The sequence below is a fragment of the Ruminococcus sp. B05 genome (assembly GCF_003628495.1).
In the GTDB taxonomy this organism is placed as follows: domain Bacteria; phylum Bacillota; class Clostridia; order Lachnospirales; family Lachnospiraceae; genus Schaedlerella; species Schaedlerella hominis.
On sequence record NZ_RBZR01000001.1, the window covers coordinates 284,506 to 300,395 of the forward strand.

The 15,890-nt window shown below is 34.9% G+C and carries 17 protein-coding genes; 16 read left to right on the top strand and 1 reads right to left on the bottom strand.

Annotated elements, in window-relative coordinates:
- The first annotated feature begins 100 nt into the window (after positions 1 to 100).
- The 3 genes from D8Q48_RS17390 to D8Q48_RS01105 are packed head-to-tail and all read left to right on the top strand — an operon-like array spanning position 101 to position 1,083.
- Positions 101 to 223, top strand: coding sequence for a spore coat associated protein CotJA (locus D8Q48_RS17390; protein ID WP_243116207.1), 123 nt, complete (start codon positions 101 to 103; stop codon positions 221 to 223).
- Complete coding sequence (locus D8Q48_RS01100) at positions 220 to 489, top strand: spore coat protein CotJB (RefSeq protein WP_117989220.1); 270 nt, start codon at positions 220 to 222, stop codon at positions 487 to 489. Before D8Q48_RS17390 ends, D8Q48_RS01100 begins: the two co-directional genes overlap by 4 nt.
- Positions 490 to 1,083 carry a manganese catalase family protein gene (locus tag D8Q48_RS01105; RefSeq protein WP_117989219.1) on the top strand — a complete coding sequence of 198 codons (594 nt, stop codon included), beginning with the start codon at positions 490 to 492 and terminating at the stop codon, positions 1,081 to 1,083. It abuts the gene before it with no gap.
- 64 nt (positions 1,084 to 1,147) lie between these two features.
- Here D8Q48_RS01105 and glf read toward each other — a convergent pair whose 3' ends face one another.
- Positions 1,148 to 2,254, bottom strand: a complete 1,107-nt coding sequence (gene glf / locus D8Q48_RS01110; RefSeq protein WP_117989218.1) for a UDP-galactopyranose mutase — start codon at positions 2,252 to 2,254, stop codon at positions 1,148 to 1,150.
- A gap of 166 nt (positions 2,255 to 2,420) precedes the next feature.
- Here glf and D8Q48_RS01115 point away from each other — a divergent pair, with 166 nt between their 5' ends.
- From D8Q48_RS01115 to D8Q48_RS01175, 13 genes are all read left to right on the top strand, one after another.
- Positions 2,421 to 3,701: an O-antigen ligase family protein gene (locus tag D8Q48_RS01115; RefSeq protein WP_118688020.1), complete on the top strand. Its 1,281-nt coding sequence runs from the start codon at positions 2,421 to 2,423 to the stop codon at positions 3,699 to 3,701.
- Positions 3,702 to 3,706: 5 nt separating this feature from the next.
- Positions 3,707 to 4,873, top strand: coding sequence for a cobalt-precorrin-5B (C(1))-methyltransferase CbiD (gene cbiD / locus D8Q48_RS01120; RefSeq protein ID WP_121055113.1), 1,167 nt, complete (start codon positions 3,707 to 3,709; stop codon positions 4,871 to 4,873).
- Entirely contained in the window at positions 4,870 to 5,619 is a 750-nt protein-coding gene (cobI, locus tag D8Q48_RS01125; protein ID WP_121055115.1) for a precorrin-2 C(20)-methyltransferase, read from the top strand. Before cbiD ends, cobI begins: the two co-directional genes overlap by 4 nt.
- Positions 5,620 to 5,632: 13 nt before the next feature.
- On the top strand, positions 5,633 to 6,394 hold the full coding sequence (cobM, locus tag D8Q48_RS01130) for a precorrin-4 C(11)-methyltransferase (protein WP_121055117.1): 762 nt from the start codon (positions 5,633 to 5,635) through the stop codon (positions 6,392 to 6,394).
- A gap of 3 nt (positions 6,395 to 6,397) precedes the next feature.
- The gene (gene cobJ / locus D8Q48_RS01135; protein ID WP_022075926.1) at positions 6,398 to 7,132 is read left to right on the top strand and encodes a precorrin-3B C(17)-methyltransferase; all 735 of its coding nucleotides are present in this window, start codon (positions 6,398 to 6,400) and stop codon (positions 7,130 to 7,132) included.
- Positions 7,133 to 7,143: 11 nt separating this feature from the next.
- Positions 7,144 to 8,379, top strand: a complete 1,236-nt coding sequence (cbiT, locus tag D8Q48_RS01140) for a precorrin-6Y C5,15-methyltransferase (decarboxylating) subunit CbiT (protein WP_121055119.1) — start codon at positions 7,144 to 7,146, stop codon at positions 8,377 to 8,379.
- A gap of 8 nt (positions 8,380 to 8,387) precedes the next feature.
- Positions 8,388 to 9,791, top strand: a complete 1,404-nt coding sequence (locus D8Q48_RS01145; protein ID WP_121055121.1) for a cobyrinate a,c-diamide synthase — start codon at positions 8,388 to 8,390, stop codon at positions 9,789 to 9,791.
- A gap of 21 nt (positions 9,792 to 9,812) precedes the next feature.
- Positions 9,813 to 10,880: a nicotinate-nucleotide--dimethylbenzimidazole phosphoribosyltransferase gene (gene cobT / locus D8Q48_RS01150; RefSeq protein ID WP_121055123.1), complete on the top strand. Its 1,068-nt coding sequence runs from the start codon at positions 9,813 to 9,815 to the stop codon at positions 10,878 to 10,880.
- Positions 10,881 to 10,882: 2 nt separating this feature from the next.
- Positions 10,883 to 11,656, top strand: coding sequence for an adenosylcobinamide-GDP ribazoletransferase (locus tag D8Q48_RS01155; RefSeq protein ID WP_118688014.1), 774 nt, complete (start codon positions 10,883 to 10,885; stop codon positions 11,654 to 11,656).
- Between the two features lie 11 nt (positions 11,657 to 11,667).
- Positions 11,668 to 12,279: a histidine phosphatase family protein gene (locus D8Q48_RS01160; protein WP_279230721.1), complete on the top strand. Its 612-nt coding sequence runs from the start codon at positions 11,668 to 11,670 to the stop codon at positions 12,277 to 12,279.
- The gene (gene cbiB / locus D8Q48_RS01165; protein WP_121055126.1) at positions 12,276 to 13,238 is read left to right on the top strand and encodes an adenosylcobinamide-phosphate synthase CbiB; all 963 of its coding nucleotides are present in this window, start codon (positions 12,276 to 12,278) and stop codon (positions 13,236 to 13,238) included. Before D8Q48_RS01160 ends, cbiB begins: the two co-directional genes overlap by 4 nt.
- Positions 13,239 to 13,308: 70 nt before the next feature.
- The gene (gene cobD / locus D8Q48_RS01170; RefSeq protein WP_118688013.1) at positions 13,309 to 14,379 is read left to right on the top strand and encodes a threonine-phosphate decarboxylase CobD; all 1,071 of its coding nucleotides are present in this window, start codon (positions 13,309 to 13,311) and stop codon (positions 14,377 to 14,379) included.
- Complete coding sequence (locus D8Q48_RS01175; protein WP_121055127.1) at positions 14,361 to 15,884, top strand: cobyric acid synthase; 1,524 nt, start codon at positions 14,361 to 14,363, stop codon at positions 15,882 to 15,884. The genes cobD and D8Q48_RS01175 overlap by 19 nt, the downstream gene beginning before the upstream one ends.
- Positions 15,885 to 15,890: the final 6 nt, after the last annotated feature.

Below are 15,890 nucleotides of genomic sequence, written 5' to 3' on the forward strand. Positions count from 1 at the left end.
TCAACGTCAGGGATATTTTAATTCAAATTATACTTCTTGTGTAAATCAGGCGTGTCCTTGTCAAAGAGAACAAGATGTTTTATTCGATTTACCAATTGCGATGGCATATGTTCCTTGGCAAAAATGGGAAAAGATATATGATATTCAAAAAGGATTTCAACAAGGAACAATATTTGAAAAATTAGACAAACCTTTTCGAGGGAAAGGAGGATGCAATCGATGACAGCCTGCCCATGTAGAAGAGATTTGTTAAATAAAATTTATGAAATCAGTTTTGCAGTTGATGATGTAAAGTTATATTTAGATACACATCCATGGGATGAAGAAGCATTGTCTTATTTTAGAGAATATAGTTATATGCGGAATGAAGCTTTAAAAGAGTATGCCAAATATTATGGACCACTAACAATTGATACTGCTGTACAATCTGATTGTGAAAAATGGAACTGGATAAATGAACCTTGGCCATGGCAGGAAGGAGGATGCTAAATGTGGAGTTATGAAAAAAGATTGCAGTATCCTGTTAAAATAACTCAAACTAACCCAAAGATCGCACAAGTTATAATATCGCAATTTGGTGGTCCAGATGGAGAGCTGGCTGCATCCATGAGATATTTGTCACAAAGATATACTATGCCGTATAAGGAAGTAACAGGCATATTGACTGATATTGGAACGGAGGAACTGGCTCATATGGAAATTGTGTGTGCTATAGTGCATCAATTAACCAGAGATTTAACTCCAGAACAGTTAAAAGAATCAGGATTTGATAAGTATTATGTTGATCACACATTAGCTCTTTGGCCACAAGCTGCCAGCGGAGCCCCTTGGACCGCTACCTATTTTCAATCCAAAGGAGATCCGATAACTGATTTGCACGAAGATATGGCAGCTGAGCAAAAAGCACGTACTACTTATGATAATATTTTACGCCTTGTGAAAGACCCTGAAGTATGTGATCCTATACGCTTCTTAAGAGAGCGAGAAATTGTTCATTATCAACGTTTTGGTGAAAGTTTAAGAATCGTGCAGGAGAATTTAGATAGTAAAAATTTCTATGCAATTAATCCGGAATTTGATTAAATTATAAGCAAAAAAAAGTAGCTGCTTAGTTATTTTATAGTATAAGTAAGTAGCTACTTAAAAATTACATCAATTTACTCACATCATCCAGCGCAGCAGCTATCACTTTATCCATATCATAATATTTGTAATGCCCTAAGCGACCGCCAAATATAATGTGTTCTTCTTTGTCTGCCAGTTCTTTATATTTTTGGTAAAGAGCATTGTTTCTCTCATCATTTACCGGATAATAAGGTTCCATGCCAACAGTCCATTCAGAAGAGTATTCTTTGGAAATCACAGTTTTCTCCTGCGTTCCGAATTCAAAATGTTTATGCTCAATGATTCTTGTATAAGGTACTTCTCGATCTGTATAATTTACAACAGCATTTCCTTGATAATTATCACAATCTAAAGTTTCTGTCTCAAATCTAACAGAGCGATATTCAAGTGCACCAAATTGATAATTATAATATTCATCAATCATGCCGGTATAAATGATGTCAGTAGCAATGTTTGGATGAGCTTTATAAAATTCAAAGAAATCCGTATTGAGTTGTACATCTATACCTTCTAACATTTTTTCAATAATTGCTGTATAACCACCAATAGGAATACCTTGATATCTGTCATTAAAATAATTATTATCATATGTGAAACGAACTGGGAGGCGTTTTATAATAAATGACGGAAGATCTTTACAATCGCGACCCCACTGTTTTTCAGTGTAACCTTTTACAAGCTTTTCAAATACATCACGACCAACAAGAGATAATCCTTGTTCTTCTAAGTTTTTGGGCTCTTTAATACCTGATTCAGAAACTTGTTTCGCAATCATTTCTTTTGCTTCTTGAGGTGTCTGTATTCCCCACATCTTACTGAAAGTATTCATGTTGAAAGGAAGATTATACAGTTCATCCTTATAAATAGCAATAGGTGAATTAATATAGTTATTAAATTCAGCAAATTGGTTTATATAATTCCATATTTTTTTGTCTGAGGTATGAAAAATATGAGCGCCATATTTATGTACGTTTATTGCCTCGATATTCTCGGTATATATATTTCCGGCAATATGGTCACGCTTATCTATAACTAGACATTTTTTGCCTTTTTTCTTCAATTCATTAGCTACAACAGAACCATATAAACCGGCTCCAACAATTAAATAGTCATATGTTGTCTGATTCAATTTTAAATCCTCGCCTTTCTTGAGTAATATTATAATATTGTATCATGTAATTAGAAAACTGCATAGTGTGGGAGAAAAAATGTCAAGGAATATAAGTTGAAACTTAATAAAAATCATGATAAACTCATGTTGATTATATAAAAATAGAAATGTTGAAGGATGTAATATGGATAATAAAAATATAAATACAATAGAAAAAAACTGGCTAAATACAATATTTTGCCTCTATATATTGAGTTATATATTACCGGTAGGTAAAATTTTTAATGTTCCGGTTCAAAAAATATGTATCTGCTTATTTGTGGCTGTAAGTGGTTATATATTTATCAAATTGAATGATTGGAAAAGCATAATTAGAATTTCAAAATTGGAGATTATAGTTTTAATAAGCGGAGCGTTATGGTGTTTGATCAGCTGGTTGCAAGGATGTGAATATAGTGTAGAATGTGCTTCACTTTTATATCTTTCTTTTATTATGTTTTTGCTTACCTTTCATTTAATAAAAGAAAATTTACTGGATTTACATAAGATAATGCGATGTTTATTTTGGATGATGCTGGTAAAGATAGTTGCAAAAATAATATTAGAAGTTATTTTTTTATGTAAGTTAATCCAATATGAAGTTTTGTATCAGTTATATATTCAAATATTTAATGTAGAAGCAATCATGATGACAATGAAGTTAGGAAGTCTGACATTTGTTAGAATTCAAAGTACTTCAGATATTCTTGTTATCGGATTATTGCCATTTTTTTTATTACTTCCAAAGATAAGACAAAGTAAAAAGCTTTGGCTTACGCTATTATTAGCAATCTATACAATGATTGTATATTCAAGATTATATATGGTAGAATTTGCCAGTTTTATGGTATTATTATTGCTTTTCGAATGGAAATATATTTCCAAAAAAGTGAGATATATTGGAATAGGGGGAGCAGTTTTAACTTCTTTTATTTGGTTTAAACCTATATTTAAAATAGTGCAATATCGTTTTTTCTCTGCAAAAGTAGTTGAGTCAGATTCAGTTCGGCAGATTCAAATACAAGAATTAACCAAAGGAATTTCAGAAGCCCCTCTTTTTGGTCATGGTATGGGAAGTTATCTTCCTGATTTGATCAGAAGTACGACAGCTCCTTTTTCATACGAAGCAGAATATCTCTCTTTTCTTTATCAGTTCGGCTTGATTGGCTTTATTATGATAATTTTAGGGATTATTAGCGTGTATATCAAGGGGATTTGGCAATATGTGAAATATAATAATACTCAAATAAAATTGTTTACTCTATTGTGCTTGGCATGGATGCTGGCAAGACCAATATTTAATCCGTCTTTTTATGGCATACAAAATGGTTTCTATGTAATAGGATTACTTTTAATAAATGCTTACTTTAATATAGAGAATAATAATTCTAAAAAGGAACAGGTTCAGGATAATCTAGGAGCGTAAATTAGATGGCAGGACAGAATAGCACAGAAATATGGCATGAACAAAAAAAATTAAAAACTGGATATACAACTGGAAGTTGTGCAGCAGCAGCCACGAAGGCAGCTTTGGAAATGTTATTGTCCGGAAATGAAATACAAAATATTTCTTTGCTCACACCAAATCAAACAGAGCTCTATTTAGAAGTAAAAGATATTTCAATAGCGAGAGACTGGGTGAGTTGTGGTATACAAAAAGATAGTGGTGATGATCCGGATGTGACGAATGGCATTTGTGTGTATGCAAGAGTTGAAAAACGATTCGGAACAGAAATTATCATTGATGGTGGTATAGGTGTAGGGCGTGTGACAAGGAAAGGGCTGGAACAAAGTATTGGTCAGGCAGCAATTAATAAAGTTCCTCGTGAAATGATAATTAAAGAGGCAAAAGAACAATGTGCAAAATACGATTATCATCAAGGCTTATCCATTGTTATTTCTGTACCAGAGGGGGTTGAACTTGCAAAAAAAACATTTAATCCACGATTGGGGATAGAAGGAGGAATTTCCATATTAGGAACAACGGGAATTGTGCAGCCTATGAGCGAAAAGGCATTAACAGATACGATTTTTCTTGAAATGAAAATGTTAAAGGAAAATGGTTTCGATTGGTGTTATGCAGTACCAGGAAATTATGGAATTGACTTTTTAAATGATTCATTAGGGTTTGATGCGGATATAGCAGTAAAATACAGTAATTATGTAGGAGATGTTATTGATGATGCAGTAAATTTGGATATGAAAGGACTGTTGTTTGTCGGACATATCGGTAAATTGATAAAAGTTGCAGCAGGAGTAATGAACACCCATTCTAGACAGGCTGATTGCAGAATGGAAGTTTTATCTGTACATGCAGCATTATGTGGTGCCGATAGAGCGGTTATACAGGAATTAATGAATTGTATTACAACAACGGAAGCGATTGAGATATTAAAAAGAGAAAACTTATTAGAGACAGTTATGGAATCGGTTATGAAACGGGTTGAATTTTATTTGCAAAATCGAGCCGGTGAAGAATTGCAAATTGGTGCAATTCTCTTTTCTAAGGAAGATGGAATTTTAGGAAGAACAACACAGGTTCCAGAACTTCTTAAATATATACAAGATCAGAAACGACAGGGGTATAAAATAGAATGAAAGGAAAATTTTATGGAGTAGGTGTTGGTTCAGGTGATCCAGAATTATTGACAATAAAGGCACTTCGTGTAATGAAAGAATGCGAAGTGATTGCTATTGCTTTGTCAAAGGAATATATAGAAAAACCTATAATCATTAATTTCGAGGAACAAGCAGAATATGAGGCGGCTTTACAAGAATGTGTAGCTTACCAAATAGCTTTGGAAGCCATACCTGAGCTAAAAGAAAAAGAATTATTGTTGCTTCCGATGCCGATGATTAAAGATATGCAGAAATTAAAATTGATACATGAAGCAGATGCAATAAAAGTTATAGAAAATCTAAAAAAAGGAAAATCAGTTGCTTTTATTACATTAGGTGATCCTACTGTTTATTCAACGGTTTTATATGTTCACAAACATCTTCAGGATAAAAATTATGAAACACAGTTAATTCCTGGGGTACCTTCATTTTACAGTGCTGCGGCAAGGTTGAATATAGGCTTGGTTGAAAATAGAGATGAGCTTCATATTCTTCCGGCATCCTATGAAATTGAGCAAAGTCTGCGATTACCAGGAACAAAAATATTGATGAAAACTGGAAAACAGTTAGCAAAAGTAAAACAGTTAATAAAGAATGAAAATTATCAGGTTGAAATGGTAGAAAATTGTGGTATGAAAAATGAAAAAATATATCGAACGATAGACGATATACCAGAAACAGCGGGGTATTATTCATTAATGATTATAAAAGAAGCTAAAGAATAGAGGAGGAAGATACGTGATAACATTTGTAGGAGCAGGCCCGGGAGCGGAAGATTTAATTACAGTTAGAGGATTAAAGCTTCTTCAAACAGCAGATATTATTGTATATGCGGGCTCACTTGTCAATCCAGAGCTATTGAATAACAAAAAAGAAAATTGTATTGTCTATAATAGTGCGAAAATGACATTAGAAGAAGTTATGGATGTTATGGTTAATGGAGCTCATGAAGGAAAAGAAATTGTGCGGTTACATACAGGAGATCCATGCCTTTATGGCGCGATTAAAGAGCAAATGGATTGGCTTATGAGGGAACAAATTAAATATGAAGTATGTCCCGGAGTAAGTTCTTTCTGTGGAGCAGCAGCGGCATTAAATGCGGAGTATACACTGCCCGGTATTTCACAGTCTGTGATTATTACAAGAATGGCAGGGCGTACACCTGTTCCGGAAAGAGAATCAATTCGTTCCTTTGCATCACATCAGGCAACGATGACAATCTTTTTAAGTACAGGCATGCTTTTGGAGTTGCAAAAAGAACTAATAGCGGGCGGCTATTCACCGGATACTCCTGCGGCAATTGTTTATAAAGCAACATGGCCGGAAGAGAAAGTGTATCATTGTACAATAGACTCATTAGCAAGAACAGCAAAAGAAAACGGAATCACAAAAACAGCACTTATTGTTGTTGGCCGTATATTAAACAGTGAATATCAACGCTCTGAGTTATACCACCCTGATTTTACAACTGAATTTAGAAAGGGAAGAAAGGAGTCTTGATATATGAAAAAAATTTATGTGGTTGGTCTTGGACCAGGGGCCGGAAAGCAGATGACAGGAGAAGCTTATACCGCTTTAGAACAAAGTGAAGTAATTGTTGGCTATCCAGTGTATTTAGATTTAATTCGGGATACATTTCCAGATAAAATATATAAAAGTACTCCGATGAAACAAGAAGTTGAACGATGTCGTATGGCATTTGGGGAAGCAATGCAAGGGAAAACAACAGCCATGGTATGCAGCGGCGATGCAGGAGTTTACGGAATGGCCGGGCTAATGCTTCAGATAGGTTCAGAATTTCCAGAGCTTGATGTAGAAATCGTTCCAGGTATTACTGCAGCAATTGGCGGAGCAGCAGTTTTAGGAGCACCGCTGATGCATGATTTTGCTGTGATCAGTTTAAGTGATTTGATGACCCCATGGGATAAAATTGAGATTCGATTAAGAGCAGCTGCAATGGCTGATTTTGTTATCTGTCTTTATAATCCTTCCAGCAAAAAACGTAGCGATTATCTGAAAAAAGCTTGCAAGATTATGAAAGAATTCAAGAAACCAGAGACTATTTGTGGTTTGGTCCGAAATATAGGAAGAAAGGAAGAAACAAGCCAGATTCTTACACTGGAAGAGTTAGAACATACGGAGACGGATATGTTTACAACGGTGTTTATAGGAAATGTCCAAACAATGTGTTTAAATCATAAAATGGTCACACCTAGAGGATATAATGTAACAAGATAAGGATTATAAAAATGAATATAACAAGACAGATTTATTTGATTGGGATAGGAATGGGTTCGAGAAATACACGAACATTATTAACAGAGAGCATTTTAGAGCAGTGCGATTGTATTATAGGAGCATCCAGAATGCTGGAATCTGTTCAAGAATATAAGAAACCTCAATTTTGCTCTTATAAACCAGATGAAATTTGTCAGTGGCTGGATACACATTTACAATATCAGAATATAGGGATTGTTTTATCTGGAGATACAGGATTTTATAGCGGAGCAAAGAAACTGGAAAATGTAATTAAAACAAAATTGGGAAATGATGAGCAGTGTATACAGGTATATCAGATTCCTGGTATTTCGTCTGTTGTATATCTGGCAGCAAAGTTGCATACATCATGGGATGATGCCAAAATTATAAGTGCGCATGGTGAAAAGCAAAATTACATCCAGACTATTGCAAATCATAATAAAACCTTCTTACTTCTTGGTGGAAATGATATTGCAGAAGAAGTTTGTAAGAAAGTAAAAAAATATCATTTGGACGATACTCTATTTTATATAGGTAAAAATTTGTCTTATGAAAATGAATTAATAGTAATTCGGAAAGGTTCTGAATTGACAATAGAAGATTTATCAGGCCTATGTACTGTAATGATAAAAAATACAAGACCACAAAGTTGGAAGTATAAGGGAATTCCAGAGGAAGAATGGGTACGTGGAAAAGTTCCTATGACCAAAGAGGAGATACGAGAAATCAGTCTTCGTAAATTAGGGTTGACAGAGGATGCTGTATTGTATGATATTGGGGCAGGAACAGGTTCAGTTTCAATTGAGGCAGCGTTATGTTCAGAAAAAATCCGGGTGTATGCAATAGAAAAGAATCCAGAAGGAATATCATTAATAGAAGAAAATAAGAAAAAGTTTTGTACAGACTGGGTTACAACTATTGAGGGAGTAGCGCCGGATGTACTGAACAAATTAGAAAAACCAACGCATGTCTTTATTGGAGGAACATCAGGAAATTTAAAAGCTATATTAAAAGCTGTGAGAGATAGAAATCCCGAAGTAACCATCGTATTGAATGCAATTACATTAGAAACAATTAAAGAAATAATGGAGGCAACAAAAGAACGGCTACTACAAAATCCTGAAATTATACAGGTCTGCGTATCAAAAGCGAAGACACTCGGACAATATCATATGATGCTTGGACAGAATCCGATTTATATTGTGACGGATAGAAAGGAAGGCTAAAATAGCTTATGCAAATACCGAGAATAATGATAACCGGTAGCTCCAGTGGAAGTGGTAAAACGGCAATTACATGTGCAATTTTATCCGCACTGAAGCAGAAAAATATAGATGTGGCCGCATGTAAATGTGGACCGGATTACATAGATCCAATGTTTCATAGGGAGGTACTTCAAGTACCTTCCGAGAATCTGGATCTTTTTTTCAGTACGAAAGACTCTCTGCAAGAGTTATTTGTGAACCATGGAAAAAATAGAGACATTGTTATAACGGAAGGGGTTATGGGGTATTATGACGGCCTTGCACTAGAGTCCGATCAGGCAAGTTCCTATGATGTTTCGAGAAGCTTATCTATACCGGCTATTTTAGTTGTCCCATGTAAGGGAATGGCATTATCCGTTGTTCCTATTATTCTGGGAATGTTAGAGTTTCGAAAAGATCAGCAGATAAGGGGAATTATTTTAAATCGTATATCAGGAATGATATATCCACGTATGAAGCAACTCATTGAAACCGAATTGTTGAAATGTGGTTATGATATACCCATAGTGGGATATGTTCCGGAACATGAAGCTTTTCAATTGGAAAGCCGTCATTTAGGATTGAAGCTGCCAGAACATATAATCCATATTCAGAAAAAGCTACATGAAGCTGGTGAGCTTATTAAAAGTACTGTAGATTTGGAACAGATTTTACAAATAGCATGTCAGGCACCACAGATAGAAACAGTAATAAAAAATTCGTTGGATGAAAAGAGTATTGTAAAAAATAGAGTTCGAATCGGAATAGCCAGAGATGAGGCATTTTGCTTTTATTATGAAGAAAATTTACGAATGCTTCGCGAAAAAGGATGCGAATTGGTAGAATTTAGTCCATTGGTAGAAAAAAAACTGCCTGAAAATATAAAAGGATTGATTATAGGCGGGGGATATCCGGAATTGTATGCAGAAAAATTATCAGCAAATATATCTATGAGAAAAGATATTCAAAGCAAAATAGATGCGGGTATGCCAACAATTGCAGAATGTGGAGGGTTTTTATATTTGCATGAAACACTGGAAAATCCAGAGAGAATGAAAATTAAGATGACGAATGTAATAAAAGCCGAAGCATTTAAAACGGACAGATTAGGGAGATTTGGATATATTACTTTAAAGGCAGAGAAAAACGGAAAATTTTTAAAAAAGGATGAAATAATGAAAGCTCATGAGTTTCATTATTGGGACAGTACACAGAATGGAACAGATTGTCTTGCGGTAAAGCCGGATAAAAAAAGAAGTTGGAATTGTATTCATATGAGAGATAATTTATTTGCAGGATTTCCACACCTTTATTTTCGGTCTAATCCAAACTTTGTAGAGCGTTTTATAGATGCCTGTAAAGAATGGGATATTACAGTGAATCAGACGAACTAGATAGAGGAAGTAAGATAAAAAATGACAACGCTAACAATAGAAAAATTAAGAAAACAAATAGATAAAGCAGATAAAGTAAGTATGGAAGCTGCAAAAGCGAGATGGATGTCAGTTGCAAAACCATTGTTCAGTCTTGGTAAACTGGAAGATGTAGTGGTACGCATGGCTGGAATGAAAAAGACAGCAGAGTATCAGTTGGATAAAAAGGGATTGATCATTATGTGTGCTGATAACGGGGTGGTTGCAGAGGGTGTAACCCAGATCGGGCAGGAAGTGACAGCAATTGTAGCGGATAATTTTATGCATCATGCGGCAAGTACAAATATTATGGCCGATATAGCGGGCGTTGATTTAATACCGGTTGATATCGGAATGATCACAGATGTAAGTTCTATAACTGTTCAGGAAAAAAAGGTCAGCTATGGGACCAAAAACTTTGCAGTAGAACCTGCTATGAACAGAGAAGAAGTATGGAAAGCAATTCAGATTGGTATTGATACAGTCAGAGAATGTAAGCAAAAAGGCTATGATATTCTGGCAACTGGCGAAATGGGAATAGGAAATACAACTACAAGCAGTGCTGTTACGGCAATATTATTGCAAAAATCAGTGGAAGAAGTAACGGGAAAAGGAGCCGGTCTTTCATCTGAGGGATTGCAACGAAAGATTACTACGATTGAAACGGCAATTAATAAATATAAACCTGATCCACAAAACATAATAGAGGTATTAGCTTGTGTAGGTGGCCTTGATATCGCCGGATTGACAGGGGTATGTCTTGGAGGTGCAATGTACCATGTACCAATTGTTTTAGATGGCTTTATCTCTACAACAGCTGCTTTATGTGCAGTGAAAATGATTCCAGAAACCAGAGACTATATAATTGCGTCACATGTTTCAAATGAACCTGCCGGGCGAATGCTTCTTGAGGAGTTAAAACTATCTGCGTTTTTAGATTGTAATATGTGTTTGGGAGAAGGAAGCGGTGCAGTAGCAGCAATGCCTTTATTAGATATGGGTTTGCAGGTATATCGACAAATGGGAACATTTGCAGATATTAAAGTAGAACAATATGAGGTTTTGGAATAGTTATGAAAAATTTGTTTGAATCAATAATCATTGCATTTTCCATGTATTCTAAAATTCCGATGCCGAAGGTGGAATGGAATGATAAAAATATGAAATATACAATGTGCTTTTTCCCGGTGATTGGAATTGTGATTGGTGTATGTGTGCAGATAATCGGTACATTACTTATAAAAAGTACGTTTGGCAGTTTGTTTTTTTCTGTAATCATGACTTTACTGCCAATAATGATAACCGGAGGAATACATCTTGATGGCTTTTTGGATACAATGGATGCACTCAGTTCCTGGGGTGATAAAGAAAAGAAACTACAAATATTGAAAGACTCGAATTCAGGTGCATTTGCAATTATTGGGATGGGATGTTATCTATTGTGCAATATTGCATTGTGGAGCGAAGTAAGTGTTGAAATGCTGCCATTGATTTCTTGGAGTTATGTTCTATCTAGAGCATTGAGCGGTTATTCTGTTGTAACATTTCAAACTGCAAAAAATAGCGGTTTAGCCAAAACCTTTCAAGATGCTGCACAAAAAAATCGTGTTAAAATGATAATGTATTGCTGGATAGTGATAAGTACTGGTTGTATGCTAGTATACAATCCCCGAAATGCTATAACTCTGTTCGTGGCAGGAACGCTTTTCTTTCAATATTATAAAATCTTATGTAAGAAACAATTTGGAGGCATTACGGGAGATCTGGCAGGGTATTTTTTACAAGTCTTTGAATTGCTCATGTTGGGAGTAATTGTATTAGGAACAAGATTGTACGCTTTAGTATGACAGGAGAAAAAATGGAAATTTATTTGATTCGTCATTTGAAAACAAAAGGAAATGTAGAGCATAGATATATCGGAACAACCGATGAGTCTTTGATAAAAAAAGAAACACAGCTCGCTACAATTGAGCAAATGCAAAATGAATTAAAAAAATGTCAGTTACCGGATATGCTTATTTCAAGTCCATTAAAAAGATGTGTAGAAACCGCAAAAATATATTTTCCGGATATTGCATTACAATTACAGCCTAAGCTTAAAGAAAGTGATTTTGGGTTATTTGAAAACAAAAATCATGAAGAATTACAAGCATTTCCGGAATATCAGGCATGGTTGGAATCAAATGGAACTTTACCTTTTCCAAAAGGAGAAAGTCGTGAAAGCTTTTTAAAGCGATGCAGAGATGGATTTGAAGAATCCATATTTCAAGCGATAAAACAACATAAAAAATGTGTTTGTTTTGTTATTCATGGAGGTTCTATTATGGCTGTCCTTTCACAATTTTCAGAACAAGCTTCTGAGTTTTACGATTGGTTATTAAAAAATGGAGAAGGTTATCAGATGTATTTGGATGAAAAAGAATGGAAAGAGGGGCAAAAGAAAGTGTTGAGGGGGATTAAAAAGCTATGATTTCATTGGTAGCCTGTATTGGAGGGTTTTGTTTAGATTTTCTGTTTGGAGACCCGGTATGGTTGTACCATCCGGTTCGTATTATGGGTAATGTTATTTCATTACTAGAAAAAGCTGTCCGTAAAATAAGCCGAAATTCAAAATCCGGATTATTGATAGGTGGGGCAGTGTTATGGGGAATAGTTGTAATTTTATTTACGGGAATCCCATATGGAGTGTTAGAAATTTTGAAAAGCAAAAATGAAATTGTGGCATTTTTGCTGGAGATGTTCTGGTGTTATCAATTGCTTGCAGCTAAATCGTTGAAAACAGAAAGCATGAAAGTATATATGAAATTGAAAGATAGTGATTTAGAGGGAGCAAGAAAAGCGGTATCAATGATTGTTGGACGAGATACAGCAAAGTTAGATTGTGAAGGAATAACAAAAGCAACTGTTGAAACAATAGCAGAAAACACATCGGATGGCGTGATTGCTCCCCTCTTTTATATGTTAATAGGTGGTGCTCCTCTTGGAATGTTATATAAAGTAATTAATACAATGGATTCTATGTTGGGCTATAAAGATGAAAAATATTTATATATAGGGAGAATAGCAGCAAAAATGGATGATCTTGTAAATTATATTCCGGCTAGAATTTCGGCAATTGTGATGGTTTTGGCATCATTTTTATGTGGACTAGATTGGAAAAACGGATGGAAAATCTTTTTAAGAGATCGTTACAATCACAGTAGTCCAAATTCGGCGCAAACAGAAGCGGTATGTGCGGGAGCATTGGATATACAATTGGCCGGTGATGCGTGGTATTTTGGAAAGTTATATAAGAAACCGTATATTGGAGAACCGATTCGTTCAATACGTATTGAGGATATTTGTCAAACAAATCGTTTGATGTATGTTACAGCAATTGTTACAATGATAATATTCGGAACAATTAAACTATTATTCTATATAATATAGAGTGTAATTGCATATAGGATGGTTGTATACAATTATACAAAGGAAAAAGGCGTGCTAAGAGGGAATAAAAATGCAATATGTACATGGAGGAGACATTTATAACTATAAAGAATATGATAAAATATTAGATTTTTCGACAAATATTAATCCATTTGGTGCTAGTGAAAATGTAATCACAGCTGCACAAAATGCTTTAAAAGAGATTCATCATTATCCGGACAATAAGTGCCGTGCATTGGTTAGAAAGATAGCAGATTATTTGGAATTGCCAGAGCCATATATACTGTGTGGAAATGGGGCTGCAGATTTAATCTTTTCCTATGTACTCGCAGAAAAACCAAAAAAGGCATTAGTTACAGCACCAACATTTTCAGAATATGAGCAGGCACTACGAACAGTTGAGTGTGATGTGCGGCATGCATACTTGTATACAAAAGATGATTTTGAAGTAAACGAGAACATTCTTTTGAATTTGACTTCAGATTTAGATGTTGTATTTTTATGCTCTCCCAATAATCCGACTGGAAAAAAAATCCCTAAAAATTTACTAATGCAGATATTAGAAAAATGCGTAAAATACCAGATTCGTTTGATATTAGATGAATGTTTTTATGAATTTTTAGAAAATCCCAAAGAATCAACTATGCAAACAGAGGTAAAAAATTGTTCTCAATTAGTTATTTTACGTGCATTTACTAAAATGCATGCAATACCCGGATTAAGACTGGGATACATATTGTGCAGTGATAATTCTTTACTGGAAAGAATGCAGAGGGTACGTCAACCTTGGAGTGTATCGACAGTAGCTCAAGCGGCAGGACTTGCCGCAATTGAGGATGAAGAACGTGTTGAAAAAACCAGACAATATATTACAAAAGAACGTAAAAGAATGGAATTAGAGTTAGAATCCATCGGAATATCCTATATCAAATCGGATGCAAATTACATTTTAATATATTATGAAGAAAAAGTGTCTTTGTACGAAAAATTACTTAAAAAAAATATTTTGATCCGTGACTGTCAGAATTATATCGGATTAAAAAAAGGGTATTATCGAATAGCAATAAAAAGAAAAGAAGAAAATAATCGATTACTAACAGCTTTAAGAGAAGAGGTAAGAAAATGGCAAAATCTATTATGATACAAGGAACAATGTCGAATGCAGGAAAAAGTATTCTTGCGGGAGGATTATGCAGAGTGTTTGCACAGGATGGATATAAAGTGGCTCCGTTTAAATCACAAAATATGGCGTTGAACTCGTATATTACAGAAGAAGGTCTTGAAATGGGAAGGGCACAGGTGATGCAGGCTGAAGCGGCAGGGATTAAGCCCTCTGTTTTGATGAATCCGATTTTATTGAAACCTTCCAGTGATACAGGCTCGCAAGTTATCATAAATGGAGAAGTGATGGGGAATATGTCTGCTATGGAATATTATCGCCATAAAAAAGAATATGTTCCTGCAATTATGCAGGCCTATGAGCAACTTAATAAAGAATATGATATTATCGTCATTGAGGGGGCAGGAAGTCCGGCAGAAATAAACCTAAAACAAGAAGATATTGTAAATATGGGAATGGCAAAGCTTGCGGATGCGCCGGTAGTATTAGTTGGAGACATTGACCGTGGAGGCGTTTTTGCACAGATTGTTGGAACTATAGAACTTTTGGAAAAAGAAGAGCAAGACCGAATTGTAGGGACTGTTATCAATAAATTCCGCGGAGATAAAAAAATATTAGATCCAGGATTAAAAATGTTAGAAGACAGAACAAATAAACCGGTACTCGGGGTAATTCCGTATTTTCATCTAGACATTGATGAAGAAGACAGTCTGTCGGAAAGAATCCAGAATAAAAAAGAGGTGTCGTTAATTGACATTGCAGTAATCCGTTTTCCAAGGTTATCAAATTTCACAGATATGATGGCGTTAGAATGTATGGATATGGTTTCTGTCCGTTATGTAAATAGTGCTGAAGAATTTGGAAATCCTGATGCAGTAATTCTCCCTGGAAGTAAAAATACAATGGAAGATATTTTGTGGATGCGGCAAAATGGTCTTGAGATGAAAATCCAGAAACATGCAAAGCATAACAAACTGGTATTTGGTATTTGTGGAGGTTACCAGATGCTTGGAACAGAAATAGAAGATCCAAATGGGGTTGAGAGAGCGGGAAAAATCCGAGGACTTGGATTGCTTCCAATAAAAACAGTATTTCAAAAAGAAAAGAAAAGAACTCGTGTGAAAGGAACATTTCAAGAAGTTCCCGGAATGCTTTCGGAATTAAAAGGAATTGAAATTGAAGGATATGAAATTCATATGGGAAAAACGAGTTATTTGAATGATACACAAGGTATTTTGAAATTAAATGATATCGTGCAGAATACTTTAACACTTGATGGGGCTGCAAAAGGAACTGTATATGGAAGCTATGTACATGGGATTTTTGACAAACCAGAAGTTGCAAGGCAACTTATAATTGCATTATTGAAACAAAAAGGATTAAATATCAATGAAGTAGAGGCTGTGGATATGTCCACATATAAAGAAGAACAGTATGATAAGCTTGCAGCCATTATTCGTGAAAATCTGGATATGAGTGCAATATATAAGATTTTAAATATTACGAAAATAGTGAAATCGTGCTAATAGATA